The 15,692-nt window shown below is 73.4% G+C and carries 8 protein-coding genes; 4 read left to right on the top strand and 4 right to left on the bottom strand.

Translation table 11 applies throughout. From position 1 onward, the window contains the following. Positions 1-79 precede the first annotated feature (79 nt). Both AB0C19_RS11425 and AB0C19_RS11420 read right to left on the bottom strand, forming a co-directional pair. Positions 80-3,691 (bottom strand): hypothetical protein, encoded by a 3,612-nt coding sequence (locus tag AB0C19_RS11425; RefSeq protein ID WP_357182950.1) that lies wholly within the window; start codon positions 3,689-3,691, stop codon positions 80-82. A gap of 165 nt (positions 3,692-3,856) precedes the next feature. Then, entirely contained in the window at positions 3,857-4,666 is an 810-nt protein-coding gene (locus tag AB0C19_RS11420) for a DNA-formamidopyrimidine glycosylase family protein (protein WP_357182947.1), read from the bottom strand. A 109-nt stretch (positions 4,667-4,775) separates the two neighbouring features. Here AB0C19_RS11420 and AB0C19_RS11415 point away from each other — a divergent pair, with 109 nt between their 5' ends. Further along, complete coding sequence (locus tag AB0C19_RS11415) at positions 4,776-6,038, top strand: hypothetical protein (protein WP_357182944.1); 1,263 nt, start codon at positions 4,776-4,778, stop codon at positions 6,036-6,038. 33 nt (positions 6,039-6,071) lie between these two features. Here AB0C19_RS11415 and AB0C19_RS11410 read toward each other — a convergent pair whose 3' ends face one another. Next, positions 6,072-6,314, bottom strand: a complete 243-nt coding sequence (locus AB0C19_RS11410) for a CPCC family cysteine-rich protein (RefSeq protein ID WP_238671784.1) — start codon at positions 6,312-6,314, stop codon at positions 6,072-6,074. Positions 6,315-6,587: 273 nt separating this feature from the next. Between AB0C19_RS11410 and AB0C19_RS11405 the strand changes: the two genes are divergently transcribed. Further along, positions 6,588-7,145 (top strand): hypothetical protein, encoded by a 558-nt coding sequence (locus AB0C19_RS11405; protein ID WP_357182940.1) that lies wholly within the window; start codon positions 6,588-6,590, stop codon positions 7,143-7,145. A 114-nt stretch (positions 7,146-7,259) separates the two neighbouring features. Here the strand turns inward: AB0C19_RS11405 and AB0C19_RS11400 are convergent, their stop codons facing one another. Continuing rightward, complete coding sequence (locus tag AB0C19_RS11400; RefSeq protein ID WP_357182937.1) at positions 7,260-11,930, bottom strand: DEAD/DEAH box helicase; 4,671 nt, start codon at positions 11,928-11,930, stop codon at positions 7,260-7,262. A gap of 178 nt (positions 11,931-12,108) precedes the next feature. On the opposite strand from AB0C19_RS11400, the gene AB0C19_RS11395 reads away from it, so the two are divergent. Then, positions 12,109-12,495, top strand: a complete 387-nt coding sequence (locus tag AB0C19_RS11395; RefSeq protein ID WP_357182933.1) for a hypothetical protein — start codon at positions 12,109-12,111, stop codon at positions 12,493-12,495. Between the two features lie 213 nt (positions 12,496-12,708). After that, complete coding sequence (locus AB0C19_RS11390; RefSeq protein WP_357182929.1) at positions 12,709-15,543, top strand: Na+/H+ antiporter subunit A; 2,835 nt, start codon at positions 12,709-12,711, stop codon at positions 15,541-15,543. The last annotated feature ends 149 nt before the right edge of the window (positions 15,544-15,692 follow it).

Genomic DNA, 15,692 nt, shown 5'->3' with positions numbered 1-15,692 from the left:
CGAGAGACCGCGCTGACGGCGCGCGCCGCGAGAGACCGCGCTGACGGAGCCCCGGGACACCGCGCGGACCCCGGGCCGGTCACGGCGGTGTCGTCACCACCACCGGCCCTGTGTACGGCGAGGTGCCCACGACGTTGAACGACCGGATCCGGTAGTGGTACGTGACGCCCCGGGCCAGCCCCGTGTTGGTGAAGCCGTGGCCGGTGACAGTGAAGGTGGCCGTCTCCTGCTCGAAGGCCGGGTCGAGCGCCCGCTGCACGATGAACCCGGAACCCGGACCGCCGGGTGTGCTCGCCTCCCAGGCCAGGATCACCGTCGCGGTGTCCGGCCCCGGTGCGCTGGCGGCGGCGCCCACCCCGCTGGGGGTTCCCGGCGCGGGTGGCGAGGTCACAGTGGCGACAGTCGACCATGCCGAGGCGGAGCCCAGGTAGGTGGTCCGAACCCGGTAGTAGTACGTGGTGTCCGGTGCCACTGTCGCGTCCAGGTGGTTGTCGCCGACCCCGATCGCCGTGGTGCCCGGGCCGCTGGTGAACGTCGGGTTGGTGGCCCGTTGCACGTCGATGCCTGTGGCGAACGAGCGGTTCGTCCAGCGCAGCGCCACGCGCAGCGGCGCGGCCGGCGGGAGCGTCGCGACCAGACCGCTCGGCGCGGCCAGGTGCACCGAGGCGGGTACCCCGTTCGACCAGGACGAGTAGCTGACCGCGTTCTCCGCCCGGATCCGGTAGTGGTAGGTCACCCCGGGGGTGACAGTCGCGTCGGTGTAGCGGGTGGCGGCGGCCGCGACGGTGATCGTGGTGACCTCGCCGCCGAAGGTCGCGTCGGTGGCCCTTTGCAGCAGGTGGCTGGTGGCGGGCGGTCGCCCTCCGTTGCTGGTCCAGGTCAGTGCGATCGCGGGTAGCGCGGTGGCCGAGCCGGGCACCGGTGTGGCGGTCAAGCCGGTCGGCGCCTTCGGCGTCACCCGCAGCACCAGCGGCCGGCTCATTCCGCCGTCGCGGTGGCCGGCGAGCTGACTGTGCCAGCGATACTCCCAGCCCAGGTTGACCAGTTGGTTGACCACTGTGGCCGGTCGCCCGTCGATCGGGCTGACCGGCGTCGACCCGGTCCGTGCTCCGGCGGGGCGACGGGGGTCGAGCAGCCGGACGCTGTCACCCAGCTTGAACGGCAGCACCGGCGCGACCGGACGCAGTGCCACCACTACGTCCTCCCGGGGATTGACCCGGATGACTCCCTTCCAGCCCAGCTCCGTGCCGTGCGGGAGTCGCAGCGTGCCGTCCCAGCCAACCCGATTGATCACCTGCACGTCGCAGCCGTTGACGTGCAACGGCTCGGTCTGCCGGACGTTGCCGCTGATCCGCCAGAGCTGCGTGCCGTCAGTGGGGGAGCCCACCGGACCTCCGGGGTCGGTGGCGAAGAGCACCTCGGTGACCGGGTCGGTAGCACCCAGCGGCAGCGTCGTCGGGTTGAGCGGCCCGGCGTGTGGGTGCCCGACGCCGAGCCGGCCCGCCGACCGGCCGTGGTCTGGCTCGAAGATCTGCTGTGCGGCCTTCACCGCGATAGGCACTGTCACCGGGCCGGTCCCGGCCGTCGGCGTGAACGTCACAGTGGTGGCGTGCACCGGCACCGTCGTCTGCGCCGGGGTCCGGGTGCCGAACGCCGGGTCGTACACCGGTTGCGGGACGATCGGCGGGCGCTGGCTGGCCGCGTACGCCAGGGGCAGCTGCTCGCGCAGCCGGCCCAGGTCGTACGGCGACTCGGGCGTCCCGGTGACCCGGAACTGGAGCACTGTGCGGGTGTTCGGGCCGTACCCCGGTTCGGTCTGGGGCGGGCCGCCCTCGGCGCTGCGGTCCGGGGCGTCGGTGTGCTGGTCGTAGCGACTGTCGAAGCCGGGCAGCGGGGCCGGAGCATCGTTGTACAGGATCAGCGTGCTCCCCGGCGGCACGGCGGAGAAGTCGACGAGCACGTCGGCTCGTTCGCCCGGGGCGAGCAGCACGGTGTGTCCGTCGACGTTCAGCACTGTCGGGTCGAGCCGGTCGTAGCGGTAGCTGATCGGCTGATTCGGCAGCACCACCGGCGCCGGCAGGAGGCCGGCCTCGTTGCCGATCTGGATGAACTCCGGGCCGGCGGCGCGCGGGTCCGGCACACCGCCGTCGCGTCCGTCGGTCGGCCACGCAGCCGGACGGTCCGCCGCCCGCGCGGCGGGCACCATCGGCACCTCACCGGCGTCGGCGTCGGCGAGCGCACCGTCGGCCGTCCACATCGCCGCGTCGGAGCAGGCGCGGTAGAGCTGGAGGTTGAGGCTGCGGTCCAGGCAGGCGTTGAGGATCCGGAACCGGTACACGCGCGGCCGCACCTCCAGGTACGGGTAGGCGACGCCGTTGACGAGCGGGGTGTCTCCGTACGCCTCGGGAACTGCCGACGGGTGCGGTACGCCGGGGCTCAGCGGCGGCTCGTCCGGCGCGTCGACCGGGTCGTGGTACGGGTTCGGCACCCAGCCGTCGGCGCGGGCGTCGTCCGCGGCGGAGTTGCGGGACCAGGGTCCGTAGTCCCACCGGCCGGTGGGGTTGCGTCCGTCGGAGGAGTACGGGTTCTGCCGGGGTTGGTAGACGTGCGGGTGCCAGAGGCTGCCGCGGGCGCCCCAGCGTTCCCGGTCCCAGGTCGGGTCCTCGGCGGCGAGTTGGGTGTCGTCCGGAACGAACGTCTTGTCCTCGATCACCAACGGCACCTGGTCGGCCGGGAGCACCGCGTCGACGACGAGCTGGTCCTCGGCCGGGTCGGTGAGCAGGTAGAGCGCGAGCTGTCCGCCGTAGACGGTGAGCCGGGCCAGACCGAGGGTGTTGTCGTGGAACCACAGCAGCCGGCCGCTCTGCTCGTTCGGGAAGTAGAGCGTGGTGGCCCCGGCGCCGGGTGCCGGCATGTCCGGCACGTGGGCCACGCCAGGTCCGGTCGGGTACGGGGTGATCTCCCCGGCCGGGGTGATCCACTGCCCCGGGTTGCCCGCGCTGGTCCAGCCGGTCTGCGCCCCGGCCAGGTGCAGCACGGCCCGGTTCTGCGGGTACGGCGCCGGTCCGTCCAGTGGGCCCAGGCCGGCCCCCTCGATGGTCTCGTCGACCGGCAGGAACAGCTCGCCGGACCGACCGGTGGGGAGCTGGTTGATGAACTTCACCCGGACCGGTCGACCCCGACGGGCGCGGATCATCGGCCCGAGGTGCCACTGCCGCTCCGGAGGCGCCACAGTGTTGTGGCCGGCCGGGTCGGTGCCCAGGTTGAGTTGCCGGTAGCCGCGCAGCCGGGTGACCGGCAGGTCCCGGTGCAGCCGCTGGGCGTACTCCTGTAGGCCGATCTCGTAGTAGTCGCAGCCCGGATAGCTGATGGTGTCCGGCACCGCCACCGGCAGGTGGCTGCCGAGGTCACCGCGGCCGGGCTGGCCCGGGAGGGGCAGTGGGTCGATGAACTTGCGCAGCCCGCTCCCGGCGACCACCTGCCCGTGGGGGTTCCGCGTCGGGCGGGGGCTGTGGGCGAAGTTCGGCACCGGGCCGAAGTAGCGGGGCACGACGGCCGGGTCCAGGCTCGGCGTGACAACGGCCTCCTCGGCGGTACGCGGGGCCGGCACTGACGCCGCCCGGCCGTCGGCGTCGGTGTCGCGGGTGGTCCGCTCGAAGAAGGTGGAGCGGAGTCTGCGGAACATCGCCATGACTCTCCCCGGTTCGGGGCGCGAGGTCCGCCACCCCGGCGTGGGGGACCTCGGCACTCTGCTGACGGTCGGTGAGCGCTCAACCGCAGCATGCGACTCCGGCGGCCGGTTAGGAATTACCCAATCGTCCGTTTCTGCCACGGATCCCGTCTGGTGAGAGCCTGGTCAGCCGGATGACGGCGCACCCGGACGTTCGGGCTGGCAGACCGGGCACCAGTAGGTGACCCGTTCGCCCAGTTCCTCCTTGCGGATCGCCGTGCCGCAGCGGCGGCAGGGCTGGGCACGGCGGCCGTACACGTAGCTGGTCTGCCCCCGGTGCAGTGAGCCGGTGCTGCTCTGCGTCCACCGGCCCCGGTTGGCGGCGAGCAGCCGCTGCGCGAGGGCCACCAGGCCGGGCAGGTCGGGTACTCCGCCGACCGGTGTCCACGGTGACACGCCCCGCAGGAACAGCACCTCGCACTTGTAGAGGTTGCCCACGCCGGCCAGGTTGCGCTGGTCGAGCAGCGCCTCACCGATGGTCTGCTCGGGGTGGTCGGCGAGCCGACGGACCGCCTCCGCCGCGTCCCAGTCGGCGCCGAGCAGGTCGGGGCCGAGGTGACCGACGAGCTGGTCCTCCTCAGCGGTCGGCACCAGGGCCAGGTCGTGCAGGTGGTAGCCGACCGCGACAGCGCCGGGGCTGCGCAGCACCACCCGGATCAGGTGCGCGGGCCGGCCGCTCCAGCGTTCCCCCGGCGCGTACGCCCGCCAGGCGCCGTCCATCCGCAGATGGGAGTGCAGTGTCCAGTGCTCCCCGGTCGGGGCGTCGAGCCGTAGCAGCAGGTGCTTGCCCCGGCTGGCCGACTCGCTCACGGTCCAGTCGGTGAGGTCCGTGGTCGCCAGTTGTGGCACCCGGAAGTCACTGCCGGTGATCCGCGCGCCGGCGAGCGCACGGTGCAGCACGCGCGCGGTGTTCCAGACGGTGTCGCCTTCGGGCACCCTGCCATCCTCCCTCTTTCGAGCAAGATTCGCATGTGTCGCTATTTGTACTCAGGTTCCTCATGATCTCCTGACATGCGAAGGTCAGGGGGTTCTGAGGAGAATGCCCATGACGCGACCCCATTGTCGTATCCCATCCGTCGCCCTCATCGCCACCCTCGCCCTCCTGCTCACCGCAGCGCTCCTACCCGCGACCGGCCCTGCCCCGGTCGCACCCGGCGGCGCTCCGATCACCCTCGTCGCCGCCGCACCCGGCGACGAACGGTGGAGCGCCGACCTCACCATCGTCGACCGCGACGATGTCAACGTCCGGAGTACCGCCGCCGGCCTGCGCCTGCGGGAGGCCCGGTCCACCTGGCGCGGCGCCCGCAGCCCGCACAGCGCGGTCGCCGAGGGGATGCTGCTGACCACGCCCCGCACCCTCGCCCGGCCGGCCACCCGGGTCCGTGCCGAGATCAACGCCGCGGTCCCGGCCGGGGCGACAGTGGAGGCGCAGGTCCGCGGCTGGCGGGCCGCCGGCTGGACGGAGTGGCGGGCAGCCACCACCGGCGCGGTCTTCGACCGACCGGTCACCCGGGTACAGACCCGGGTGGTGCTCACCACCCCGAACGGCGGCGCGACGGCCACGGTACGGGGCGTGCAGCTCACCGCCGACGCGAACGCCGCCGTCTCCGCCGCCACGCCCGGCCGCACCTACCGGGTGTACGCCACCCGCATCGGGCTGGTCGGTGAGCTGACCGCCAACGGCCGTACCGTGCAACCCCGGGACCACTTCGCCGCACTGCCGTCGCGGCGGGGGCTCTCCCCGCTCAACACCGGCGACTACACGGTGCGGGTCTGCACCACCAGCGGCTCCCGCTGCGAGTACGCCCCGGTCTGGGACGTCGGGCCGTGGAACACCCGCGACGACTACTGGAACCCCTCGTCGGTCCGGGAGAACTGGAAGAACCTGCCGCAGGGCCGGCCCGAGGCGCAGGCCGCGTACCAGTCCGGCTACAACGGCGGACGGGACCAGTTCGGGCGGACAGTGCTCAACCCGGCCGGCATCGACCTTGCCGACGGTACGTTCTGGGACGGTTTGCGGCTGACCACCAACGCCTGGGTGGACGTCGCCTACCTGTGGACCGGAGGCGGGCCGCGCGGCGTGGTCGGTGACGGGCCGCTCAACATCCGCACCGGGGCCAGCACGTCGTACGCGACGCGTGGCCTCGCGGCCCGGCTGGCCCACGTACCGATCCAGTGCTACGTCACCGGTCAGTCGGTCGCCGGCCCCTACCGGACCACCACCCGCTGGAACCGTCTGGCCAGTGGCCAGTACGTCAGCCACGCGTACATCTCCGGCGTGTACGGCGGCAGCGTGCCGGTCTGCTGAGCCACGCTCACCCCGTCGGGCGCCCCGTCAACGTCAGGGGCGCTCGTCGGGGCGAGCCGTGCGCACCATGTCCTGGTAGCGCGGGTGGCTGGCACCGTAGACGGCGTAGTTGAGACGGGCGTGCGTGAGGCTCAGGTCGCCGTTGGGGCCGCCCCGGACGGCGTCGGCGTCGGCGTCGGTCTGGCCGTCGTCGGTCCAGAAACAGACGGGGCAGGTCCCCCCGCCGGTCCGGGATGCACAGCAGGGACAGCCCACAGGAACCACATGCTCACCCACCGGAGAAGCATTCCACAGTCGAACATCAGCCCGATACCCGCAGGAGGTCCCCCGGAGAGGCGGCGAGGAGGTCCGCGGCCCGCCCGCCGTCAGCACCTCGACGGTGAAGCCCTCGGCGTCCCGGGTCACCGTCGGCGTCGGAAGTCGCACCAGTCCGGCCGGCCGCCGGCGGCACCAGATGGGTGTAGAACCGCGGCGTGCTGGCGGATAAGGGACAGCGCGATGGCCGACCGGCCCCTCCCGCCGCCGGAGGACGTTGGGCAGACTGCCCTGGTGACAACTCGGAACCTCCCCGCAGTCGGAATCCTGCTGGTCGCCGTCGCCCTCAGCGCCGGTTGTGGCAGTGACGACGACGGCAGCCCGACCGCGACCCCGTCCGTCTCGTCCGAGGCGGCCCCGACCGGCCCGCCGACGTCCCAAGCCGCACCCAGTGCCGACGGCGCGACCCCGCCCTCCGCCGCCGCACAGGGCACGACGCAGCGGCGGCCGGCCAGCCCGCCGCCGGTGGTGCTGCCCAAGCGCCCGGCCAGTGCGCCCGGCGCCAAGCAGGTCGTCGACGCTTTCCGGGCCGCCGGCCTGAAGGTGCCGCGCCCGAAGGACCGCTCGGTCGACTGCGGGCCGGACGGACTCGGCCTGGGCTGTTCCGAGCTGATGGCCACCGACGCCGTCACCGTCTACGTGTTTCCGGACGAGACCAGCGCCAGCGACATCGCGGAGACCTGGGGTGGCCAGTCGTACCGGCGAGGCGCCGTGGTGCTGAACTACCTGGAGGCGAAGACCCCGGCCGCCGACCGGCCCCGCTACGAGAAGGTCCTCAACGGCCTGGGCTGATGTGCCAGCGTGGCCCGAGCATGTCGTTCTCTTGACCGTGATGTCTGTGAGTCATCACGATGACTCACAGACATCAGGCTCTCTGCTGGATTGCCCTCGGCGGGGCCACTGGCGTCAGCCGCGCAGGCGCAGGCCGCGGGGCGTGGCCCGGAAGCCGGCGGCGGTCAACGCGTCCCGCAGCGGCGACGAGTGCACCGCCTCACCGTCGGCCCGCTCCACCGACATCGCGCCCAACGCCCCGGAGTGGACGGCGTCGGCGAGCGCCTTCCCGGCCGCGGCGAGCGTGTCGGTGTCGTCGGTGAAGGAGAGCAGGGTTCGGCCGCCGCGTTCGACGTAGAGGACGAGGTCACCGCCGACCTGCACCACCAGGGCACCCGCCTTGCGGCCGGCCCGGTGCCCGGTCGCCGGAGTGGCGCCGTCGCCGGAGTCGATCACTCGTTCCGGCCAGGGCAGCGCCGCACCGTACGGGTTGGCCGGGTCCGTCGCGGCGAGCACTGTGGCCACCGCGCCCCGACCTCGGGCGCCGTCGGTCGGCTCGGCCAGCGCGCGCAGCCTGTCCACCGCACCGGGTACGGCGAACTGCGCCGCCCCGAGCCCCTCGACGAAGTAACCCCGGCGGGCCGCGCCGCGCTCCTCCAGTGCCGACAGCACCGGGTAGACCGCCGAGAACCCGCCGACCACCTGCTCGGCCATCACCGCGCCCCGGGTGACCACCCCGTGCCGCTCCAGCAGCAGGTCGGCGAGCGCGGCGGCGCGTCGGGTCGGGTCGAGGTCTCGCTCCGGGAGACGCGACCAGCGGCCGGCGACGGTCGGCGGGCCACCCCGGGTCGGCAGCGCCACCCGACCGGGCCGCCGGTAACGGGTGCGGGGCGCGGACGGCCGGGAGCGGTGCGCGCCGCCAGCGCCGAGCACCGCGCGCAGCGGGGCGAGGGTGTCGTTGCTGAGGTGCCCGGCCCAGACCAGGTCCCAGATCACCCCGGTCAACGCGGCGTCGTCGGTCGAGCCGACCCGGTCGGCCAGCGGGCGGAAGAACAGCGCCTGCCCGTCGCCGAGCGCGTCGAGCACCGCGTCGTGCAGCGGGGTACGGGTCAACGCCTCGTCCGGGGGCGGCAGCAGCAGCGGCGCGGCGTCCGCGTACGCCAGGGTGACCCACCCGTCGCCCCCGGAGATCGCGCCCGACCCCGCCCAGAGCACCTCCCCGCTGGCGCACAACTCGTCGAGCTGGGCGGGGGAGTAGTCCGCGACCCGGGCGGGCAGCACCAACCGCTCCAGCGCGGACGCCGGCACTGCGGTGCCCTGCAACTGCTCCACAGTGGCGGCGAGCGCCTCCACACCTCGGGCGGACGAGCCGACCTGCTGCCAGCGCGGCAGGAACGTCGCCAGCGCCCGGGGCGGCACCGGCTCGATCTCCCGGCGCAGCGCGGCGAGGGAGCGGCGGCGCAGCATCCGCAGCACCTCGGCGTCGCACCACTGCGCGCCGGCCGAATCCGGTGTGAACTCCCCGGAGACCACCCGCCCGGTCGCGCCGAGCCGGCGCAGCGCCTGCTCGACGACGAACACCCCGAGCCCGAACCGGGCCGCGCAGCTGGCCGCGGCGAACGGCCCGTGGGTGCGGGCGTAGCGGGCCACCAGGTCACCGAGCGGATCGGCCACCGGGGCGAGGTACGCCTCGGCCACCCCCATCGGCAGCGCCACGCCGAGGGCGTCGCGCAGGCGGGCGGCGTCCTCGACGCCCACCCAGCGCTGCTCGCCCGCGATCCGGACCCGCAGCACCCGGCGGGTGGCCTCCAGCTCGCTGAGCCACGTCTCCGGCACACCCCGCTCGGTCAACTCGGCGTCGCTCAGGTCACCGAGCACCCGCAGCAGCTCGACGACGTCCTCGGCGTCGCGGGGGCGGCGCTGCTCGGTCAGCCACCGCAGCTGCCGGTCGGTCTCAGTGAGCACCGCCGGGTCGAGCAATTCCCGCAGGTCGACACGGCCGAGCAGCTCACCGAGGAGCGTGGAGTCGAGGGCCAGTGCGGCGGCACGGCGCTCGGCCAGCGGGGCGTCCCCCTCGTAGAGGAACGCGCCGACGTAGCCGAAGAGCAGCGACCGCGCGAACGGCGACGGCGCGCTGGTCTCCACCTCGACCAGTCGCACCTTGCGGGTGGCCAGGTCGCGCATCAACCCGGCCAGCGCCGGCTGGTCGAAGACGTCCTGGAGGCACTCCCGGGCGGCCTCCAGAGTGACCGGGAAGTCCGCGTACTCGCGGGCGACGTCGAGCAGTTGCGCGGCGCGTTGCCGTTGCTGCCAGAGCGGTTGGCGGCGGCGCGGGTCGCGGCGCGGCAACAGCAGGGACCGGGCGGCGCACTCCCGGAAGCGGGCGGCGAAGAGGGCGGAGGTGCCTACCGACTCCTCCACCAGCTGGGTGATCTCGTCGGGCTCGAAGACCACCACGTCGGCGCCGGGTGGCTCGTCGGCAGTGTCCGGAAGTCGCACCACTATGCCGTCGTCGGAGGGCATCACCTGGGCGTCGACCCCGTACCGCTCGGCCAGTCGGCGGCCCACCGCGAGGGCCCAGGGTCCGTTGACCCGGGCACCGAGCACGCTGTGCACGGCCAGCCGCCAGTCCCCCAGCTCGTCGCGGAACCGCTCGACCACCACCGTGCGGTCGTCGGGCAGCGAGCGAGTGGCTTCCCGCTGCTCGCGCAGGTAGGCCATCAGGTTGCCGGCGGCCCAGTCGTCCAGCCCACCGTCGCGCAGCGCGGCCAGGGCCGCCTCGTCGGTCTGGCGCAGCAGGGTGCGTACCCGGGCGCCGATGGCCCGGCCCAGCTCCACCGGTCGACCGAGCTGGTCGCCCTTCCAGAACGGCATGCGCGCTGCCTGCCCCGGGGCGGGTGAGACCAGCACGCGGTCCGGAGTGATCTCCTCGATCCGCCAGGAGGACGAGCCGAGCAGGAAGACGTCGCCGACCCGGGACTCGTAGACCATCTCCTCGTCCAGCTCACCGACCCGGGCGGCCCGCTCGGCGCCGGCCAGGAACACCCCGAACAGGCCCCGGTCGGGGATCGTTCCGCCGCTGGTCACCGCGAGGCGCTGCGCGCCCTGGCGGCCGGTGAGCAGGTCGGTGGCCCGGTCCCAGACCAGTCGGGGGCGTAGCTCGGCGAACGCCGTGGACGGGTAGCGGCCGGAGAGCATGTCGAGCACGGCGTGCAGCGCCGAGTCGGGCAGCTCGGCGAAGGGCGCGGCCCGGCGGACCAGCACTGCCAGATCGCCCAGCGCCCACGGCTCCAGCGCCACCATCGCCACGATCTGCTGGGCCAGCACGTCCAGTGGGTTGCGCGGGTAGTGCAGCTCCTCGATGGCGCCGGCGGTCATCCGCTCGGCGACCACCGCGCAGGAGAGCAGGTCACCACGGTGCTTGGGGAAGACCACCCCCCGCGAAACCGCGCCCACCTGGTGCCCGGCCCGGCCGACCCGTTGCAGACCGGCGGCCACGCTGGGCGGCGCCTCGATCTGCACCACCAGGTCGACAGCGCCCATGTCGATGCCCAGCTCCAGGCTGGAGGTGGCCACCACCGCCGGGAGTTGACCGGACTTGAGCGCTTCCTCGATGTGCTTGCGCTCCTCCCGGGAGACGCTGCCGTGGTGGGCGCGGGCGATCACGGGCGTCGCGCCGGTGGCCGCGCCGGACTGGGCCATCACCTCGGCCGGCGGCCGGTTGCGCACCGGACCGGCGGGGCCACCCCAGCGCTGCGCTCCGGACGCCAGGTCGCCGTCGCCTGCCGGGTCGTCGCCGGCCGGCAACCCCTCCGGTACGCCGATCGCGCCCTCGCCCGCCTCGGATGCGGCCACCGCCTCGGCGGCCAGCTCGTTGAGCCGGGCGCACAGGCGCTCGGCACTGCGCCGGGAGTTGGTGAAGACGATTGTCGAGCGGTGCTGCCCGATGAGGGTGAAGACCCGCTCCTCCACGGCCGGCCAGATCGACGCCCGACGTGGCCCGGGGCCGCCGAGGTCGTCCTCCGGTGGCTGCTCCTGCTCGTCCAGGCGGGTCATGTCCTCCACCGGGACCTCCACGCTGACCTCGATGGTCTTCGGGGTGGCCGGCTGCACCACGTCGACCGGGCGGGCGCCGCCGAGGAAATGCGCACAGGCGTCGATCGGCCGGACGGTGGCCGAGAGGCCGATGCGCTGCGCCGGGGCGGGCAGCAGCTCGTCGAGGCGTTCGAGGGAGAGGGCGAGGTGGGCGCCGCGTTTGCTGCCGGCCACCGCGTGCACCTCGTCGACGATCACCGTCTGGACGCCGCGCAGCGAGTCGCGAGCCGCAGAGGTGAGCAGCAGGAACAGCGACTCGGGCGTGGTGATGAGGATGTCCGGTGGGGTGCGGGCGAAGGCGCGTCGCTCGTCGGCGGGAGTGTCGCCGGTGCGCATGCCGACGGTGATGTCGGGCGGTGCGACGCCCAACCGGGTGGCCGCCTGCCGGATGCCGGCCAGCGGGGCGCGGAGGTTGCGCTCCACGTCGACGGCGAGGGCCTTGAGCGGGCTGACGTAGAGCACGCGGCACCGCTGGCGGGCCTCGGCCGGTGCTGGTTCGCGGGCGAGGCGGTCCAATGACCAGAGGAAGGCCGCGAGCGTCTTGCCCGAGCCGGTGGGCGCCACCACGAGCGCGTTGCGGCCGGCGGCGACCGACCGCCAGGCGCCGGTCTGCGCGGCGGTCGGGGCGGCGAAGGCGTTGTCGAACCAGGCGCGGGTGGCCGGGCCGAACCCGGCCAGCACCGCGCCGGCGTCTGCGTCTGCCCCGGTCACCGGTCCATCGTGCCCCGCCGGTCCGACATCCACGAGCGACCTCGCGACGGAATGAGCCAGCAAAAGGCAAAAAGCGTGGAACGTGCGCTTAATACGTTAAGTCTCACTTAACTGCTTGCTTCTAAGGAGCAACATAAAGTAACTTCACTCGCAACGCGAACCGGGGTGAGGGGATTTGATGGCCGGCGAGCAGCGCACCGTCGAACCGGGCACCGACGTGCTGATTCGCAAGGTCGACAGCCACCTCGCCGCGCTCCGCGCCGGCCTGCACGGCCCCGAGCTCGAACTCGCCGAACGCCTCGCCCACTGTCTGCGCGAGATGGTTCTCTGCACCGCCCAGGCCAGCGCCGCCGACCGGGGTCAGGTCCGCGTTGCCGTGCACTACTTCGTGCTCCGCCGCGAGAGCCGTGGCCGCCTGCTGTCGGTGCGGTCGCTGACCGCCGCCGAGCGGGTGGTCGACCGGGTCGCCCGCCAACTCGGCCGACTCGACCTGCTGGCCGTGCTGCGCCGCGACCGCCCCACCCCTGACGACGTGCAACCCCTCAACAACGCCCTGCTGCGCTAACGCTCGGCCACCCCCCTCCCGCGTTGATCAAGAGATTTGCGTCATCCGCGCCCGTGTTCCTGACGCAAACCTCTTGATCAACGGGCTGAGCTGAGGGCTGGGGCTCTCGGGGCGAATTCTGGCAAAACCGCCCGGCGGGGGAGGAACTGGCGTCTGATCGCTGCTAGGCGCCACCGCTGCCACGGGCGTCGGCCATGTCGATCGGGAGCGCAGGTGCTGGTACTGCTCATCCTCCATCTCGTGGCGGCCCTCGCCGCGCCCCTGCTCGTCCGCTGGTGGGGTCCGCGCGCGTGCTACCCGCTGGCGCTCGCGCCGGCCGCAGCGTTCTGCTGGGCGGTGGTTCGCACCCCGGCCGTCGCCGACGGCGGGGCGGTGGTCGAGACGTACCCGTGGATCCGGCAGTTGGGCCTCGACATCGCGTTCCGGCTCACCACGCTGTCGTGGCTGATGACGCTGCTGATCGGCGGCGTCGGCGCGCTGGTGCTGGTCTACTGCGCCCGCTACTTCGGCGCCGGCTCCATCGGGCTGGCGCAGTTCGCCGCGGTCCTGGTCGCGTTCGCGGGCGCGATGCTCGTCCTGGTCTTCGCCGACGACCTGCTGCTGCTCTACGTCGGCTGGGAGCTGACCACGATCTTCTCGTACCTGCTGATCGGGCACAGCACCGAACGGCGGTCCAGCCGTTGGGCGGCGGCGCAGGCGTTGACAGTCACCACGCTGGGCGGCCTCGCCATGCTGGTCGGTTTCATCATGCTGGGCGAGCACGCCGGCACCTACCGCTGGTCGGAGATCAGCGCACAGCCGCTGCCCGGCGGCGGGTACCTGGTGGGCGCCGTGCTGCTGATCCTGGCGGGTGCCCTGTCCAAGTCGGCGGTGCTGCCGTTCAGCTCGTGGCTCCCGGTGGCGATGGCGGCACCCACGCCGGTCAGCGCCTATTTGCACGCCGCCGCCATGGTCAAGGCCGGCGTCTACCTGGTCGGGCTGCTCGCCCCGGTGCTCGCCACGGTCGGCCCGTGGCGGCCGCTGGTGCAGGTCGCCGGCGTGGCGACCATGCTGCTCGGCGGGTGGGCCGCGCTGCGCCAGACCGACCTCAAGCTGCTGCTGGCGTACGGGACGGTCAGTCAGCTCGGCCTGTTGGTGGCGGTGACCGGCTCGGGCACCCCGGACGCCGCGCTGGCCGGCACCGCGATGCTGCTGGCACACGCCCTGTTCAAGGCGGCGCTGTTCCTGGTCGTCGGCATCATCGACCACGGCGCCGGCACCCGCGACCTGCGCGAGCTGTCCGGGGTGCGGCACTGGTCCCGGGCGCTGTTCGTGGTCGCGGTGCTGGCCGCGGCGTCGATGGCCGGTGTGCCGCCGCTGGTCGGCTTCGTGGCCAAGGAGGCGGTGTTCGCGGCGTTCACCGACCAGCCGGTGCTCCTGACCGGCCTGGTCGCCGGCACTGTGCTCACCGTCGCGTACAGCGCCCGCTTCCTCTGGGGCGCGTTCGCCGACCGGCCGGGTGTGGCGCCGGTCCCGCCGGGGCCGATCGCCGCGTCGCTGCTGGTCCCGCCCGCGGTGCTCGCCGGTGTCGGTCTGCTCGCCGGCCCGGCCGCGAGCGTGCTGGACCACCTGCTGCGCCCGTACGCCGATCTGCTCGGCGGGGTCGACGCGCACCTGGCGCTCTGGGCCGGACCGACCCCGGCGCTCGGCCTGTCCGTGCTGGCGCTCGTCGGTGGCGGCCTGCTCTTCGCCGTGCGCGGGCCGCTCGCCCCGGTGCTGGCCCGGCTCCGGTCACCGGTGGGGGGAAACCAGGGGTACGAGTGGGTAGTGGGCCGGTTCGACCGGCTGGCCATCGAGGTCACCAGCGCGACCCAGCGCGGCTCACTGCCGCAGTATCTGGGCATCATCCTGGTCACCCTGGTGCTGGTGCCCGGTGCGGCGATGCTCTCCGCCAGCCCCTGGCGGGCGCGGATTCCACTCTGGGACAGCGCGCTGCAACCGGTGGTCGTCCTGGTGATCACGGTGGCGGCGGTGCTGGCGGTCGGTGCCCGTCGCCGGCTGACCGCGATGCTTCTGGTGGGCATGACCGGCTACGGCACTGCGATGTTGTTCGTGCTGCACGGAGCGCCCGACCTGGCGCTCACCCAGTTTCTGGTGGAAACGTCGACGATCGCGGTCTTCGTGCTGGTGCTGCGTCGCCTGCCGGAGCGGTTCTCGGCCCGCCCGCTGCGCCGTACCCGCTGGGCCCGTCGGGTGATCGGGGTGGCGGCGGGGTTGGTGGCCGCCGGGTTGGCCCTCACCGCCGTCGGCGCCCGCCGGGCACCGGACATCTCCGCCGCCTTCCCCGACCTGGCGGTGGCGCACGGGTACGGCCGCAACGTGGTCAACGTGACCCTTGTCGACATCCGGGCCTGGGACACGATGGGCGAGCTGGCGGTGTTGGTGGTGGCCGCTACCGGTGTGGCCAGCCTGATCTTCGAGCGCTCCCGCACCGGGCCGCGGCCGCGGCGGCCCGATTCCGAGCAGGAGGTGGGTGGACGGGGCCGACCGGTCTGGCTGCGCGGTGGCCCCACCCTCTACGAGGAGCGCCGCTCGATCGTGTTGGAGGTGGTCATCCGGCTGATCTTCCACACCGTGGTGCTGTTCTCGCTGTTCCTGCTCTTCTCCGGGCACAACGCTCCGGGCGGCGGGTTCGCCGGCGGGCTGGTGGCGGGTCTCGCCCTGGTGGTGCGCTACCTGGCCGGCGGCCGGTACGAGCTGACCGAGGCGGCCCCGATCGGTGCCGGCGCGATTCTCGGCGCCGGGCTGGCCATGGCGGTGGGCAGTGGCGTGGTGGCGCTGCTGGTCGGCGGGTCGGTGCTGGAGAGCGCGAAGGTCGACAGGGCACTGCCGCTGGTCGGCGACGCCCATCTGGTCACGTCGCTCTTCTTCGACATCGGCGTGTACCTGGTCGTGATCGGGTTGGTGCTGGACATCCTGCGCAGCCTCGGTGCCGAGGTGGACCGGCACATCGAGGCCACCGGTACAGCCACCGGCGGGTTGGCCGTCGACAAGGGGGACCGGGCGTGAGCGCGAGGAGTGAGCCGGGTTTGCGAGCCCCGCAGTCGCGAACAGGGGTGGCACCGTGAGCGCGAGGAGTGAGCCGGGTTTGCGAGCCCCGCAGTCGCGAACAGGGGTGGCACCGTGAGCGCGAGGAGTGAGCCGGGTTTGCGAGCCCC

This window comes from Micromonospora sp. NPDC048842, assembly GCF_040649935.1.
Taxonomy (GTDB): domain Bacteria; phylum Actinomycetota; class Actinomycetes; order Mycobacteriales; family Micromonosporaceae; genus Micromonospora; species Micromonospora hortensis.
This window is presented reverse-complemented; position numbering and strand designations above follow the sequence as displayed.

Bases quoted from the DNA above. Each gene is read 5' to 3' on its own strand.
- AB0C19_RS11415 (WP_357182944.1), top strand. From the start codon at position 4,776: ATGACGCGACCCCATTGTCGTATCCCATCCGTCGCCCTCATCGCCACC.
- AB0C19_RS11395 (WP_357182933.1), top strand. From the start codon at position 12,109: ATGGCCGGCGAGCAGCGCACCGTCGAACCGGGCACCGACGTGCTGATT.
- AB0C19_RS11425 (WP_357182950.1), bottom strand. From the start codon at position 3,691: ATGGCGATGTTCCGCAGACTCCGCTCCACCTTCTTCGAGCGGACCACC.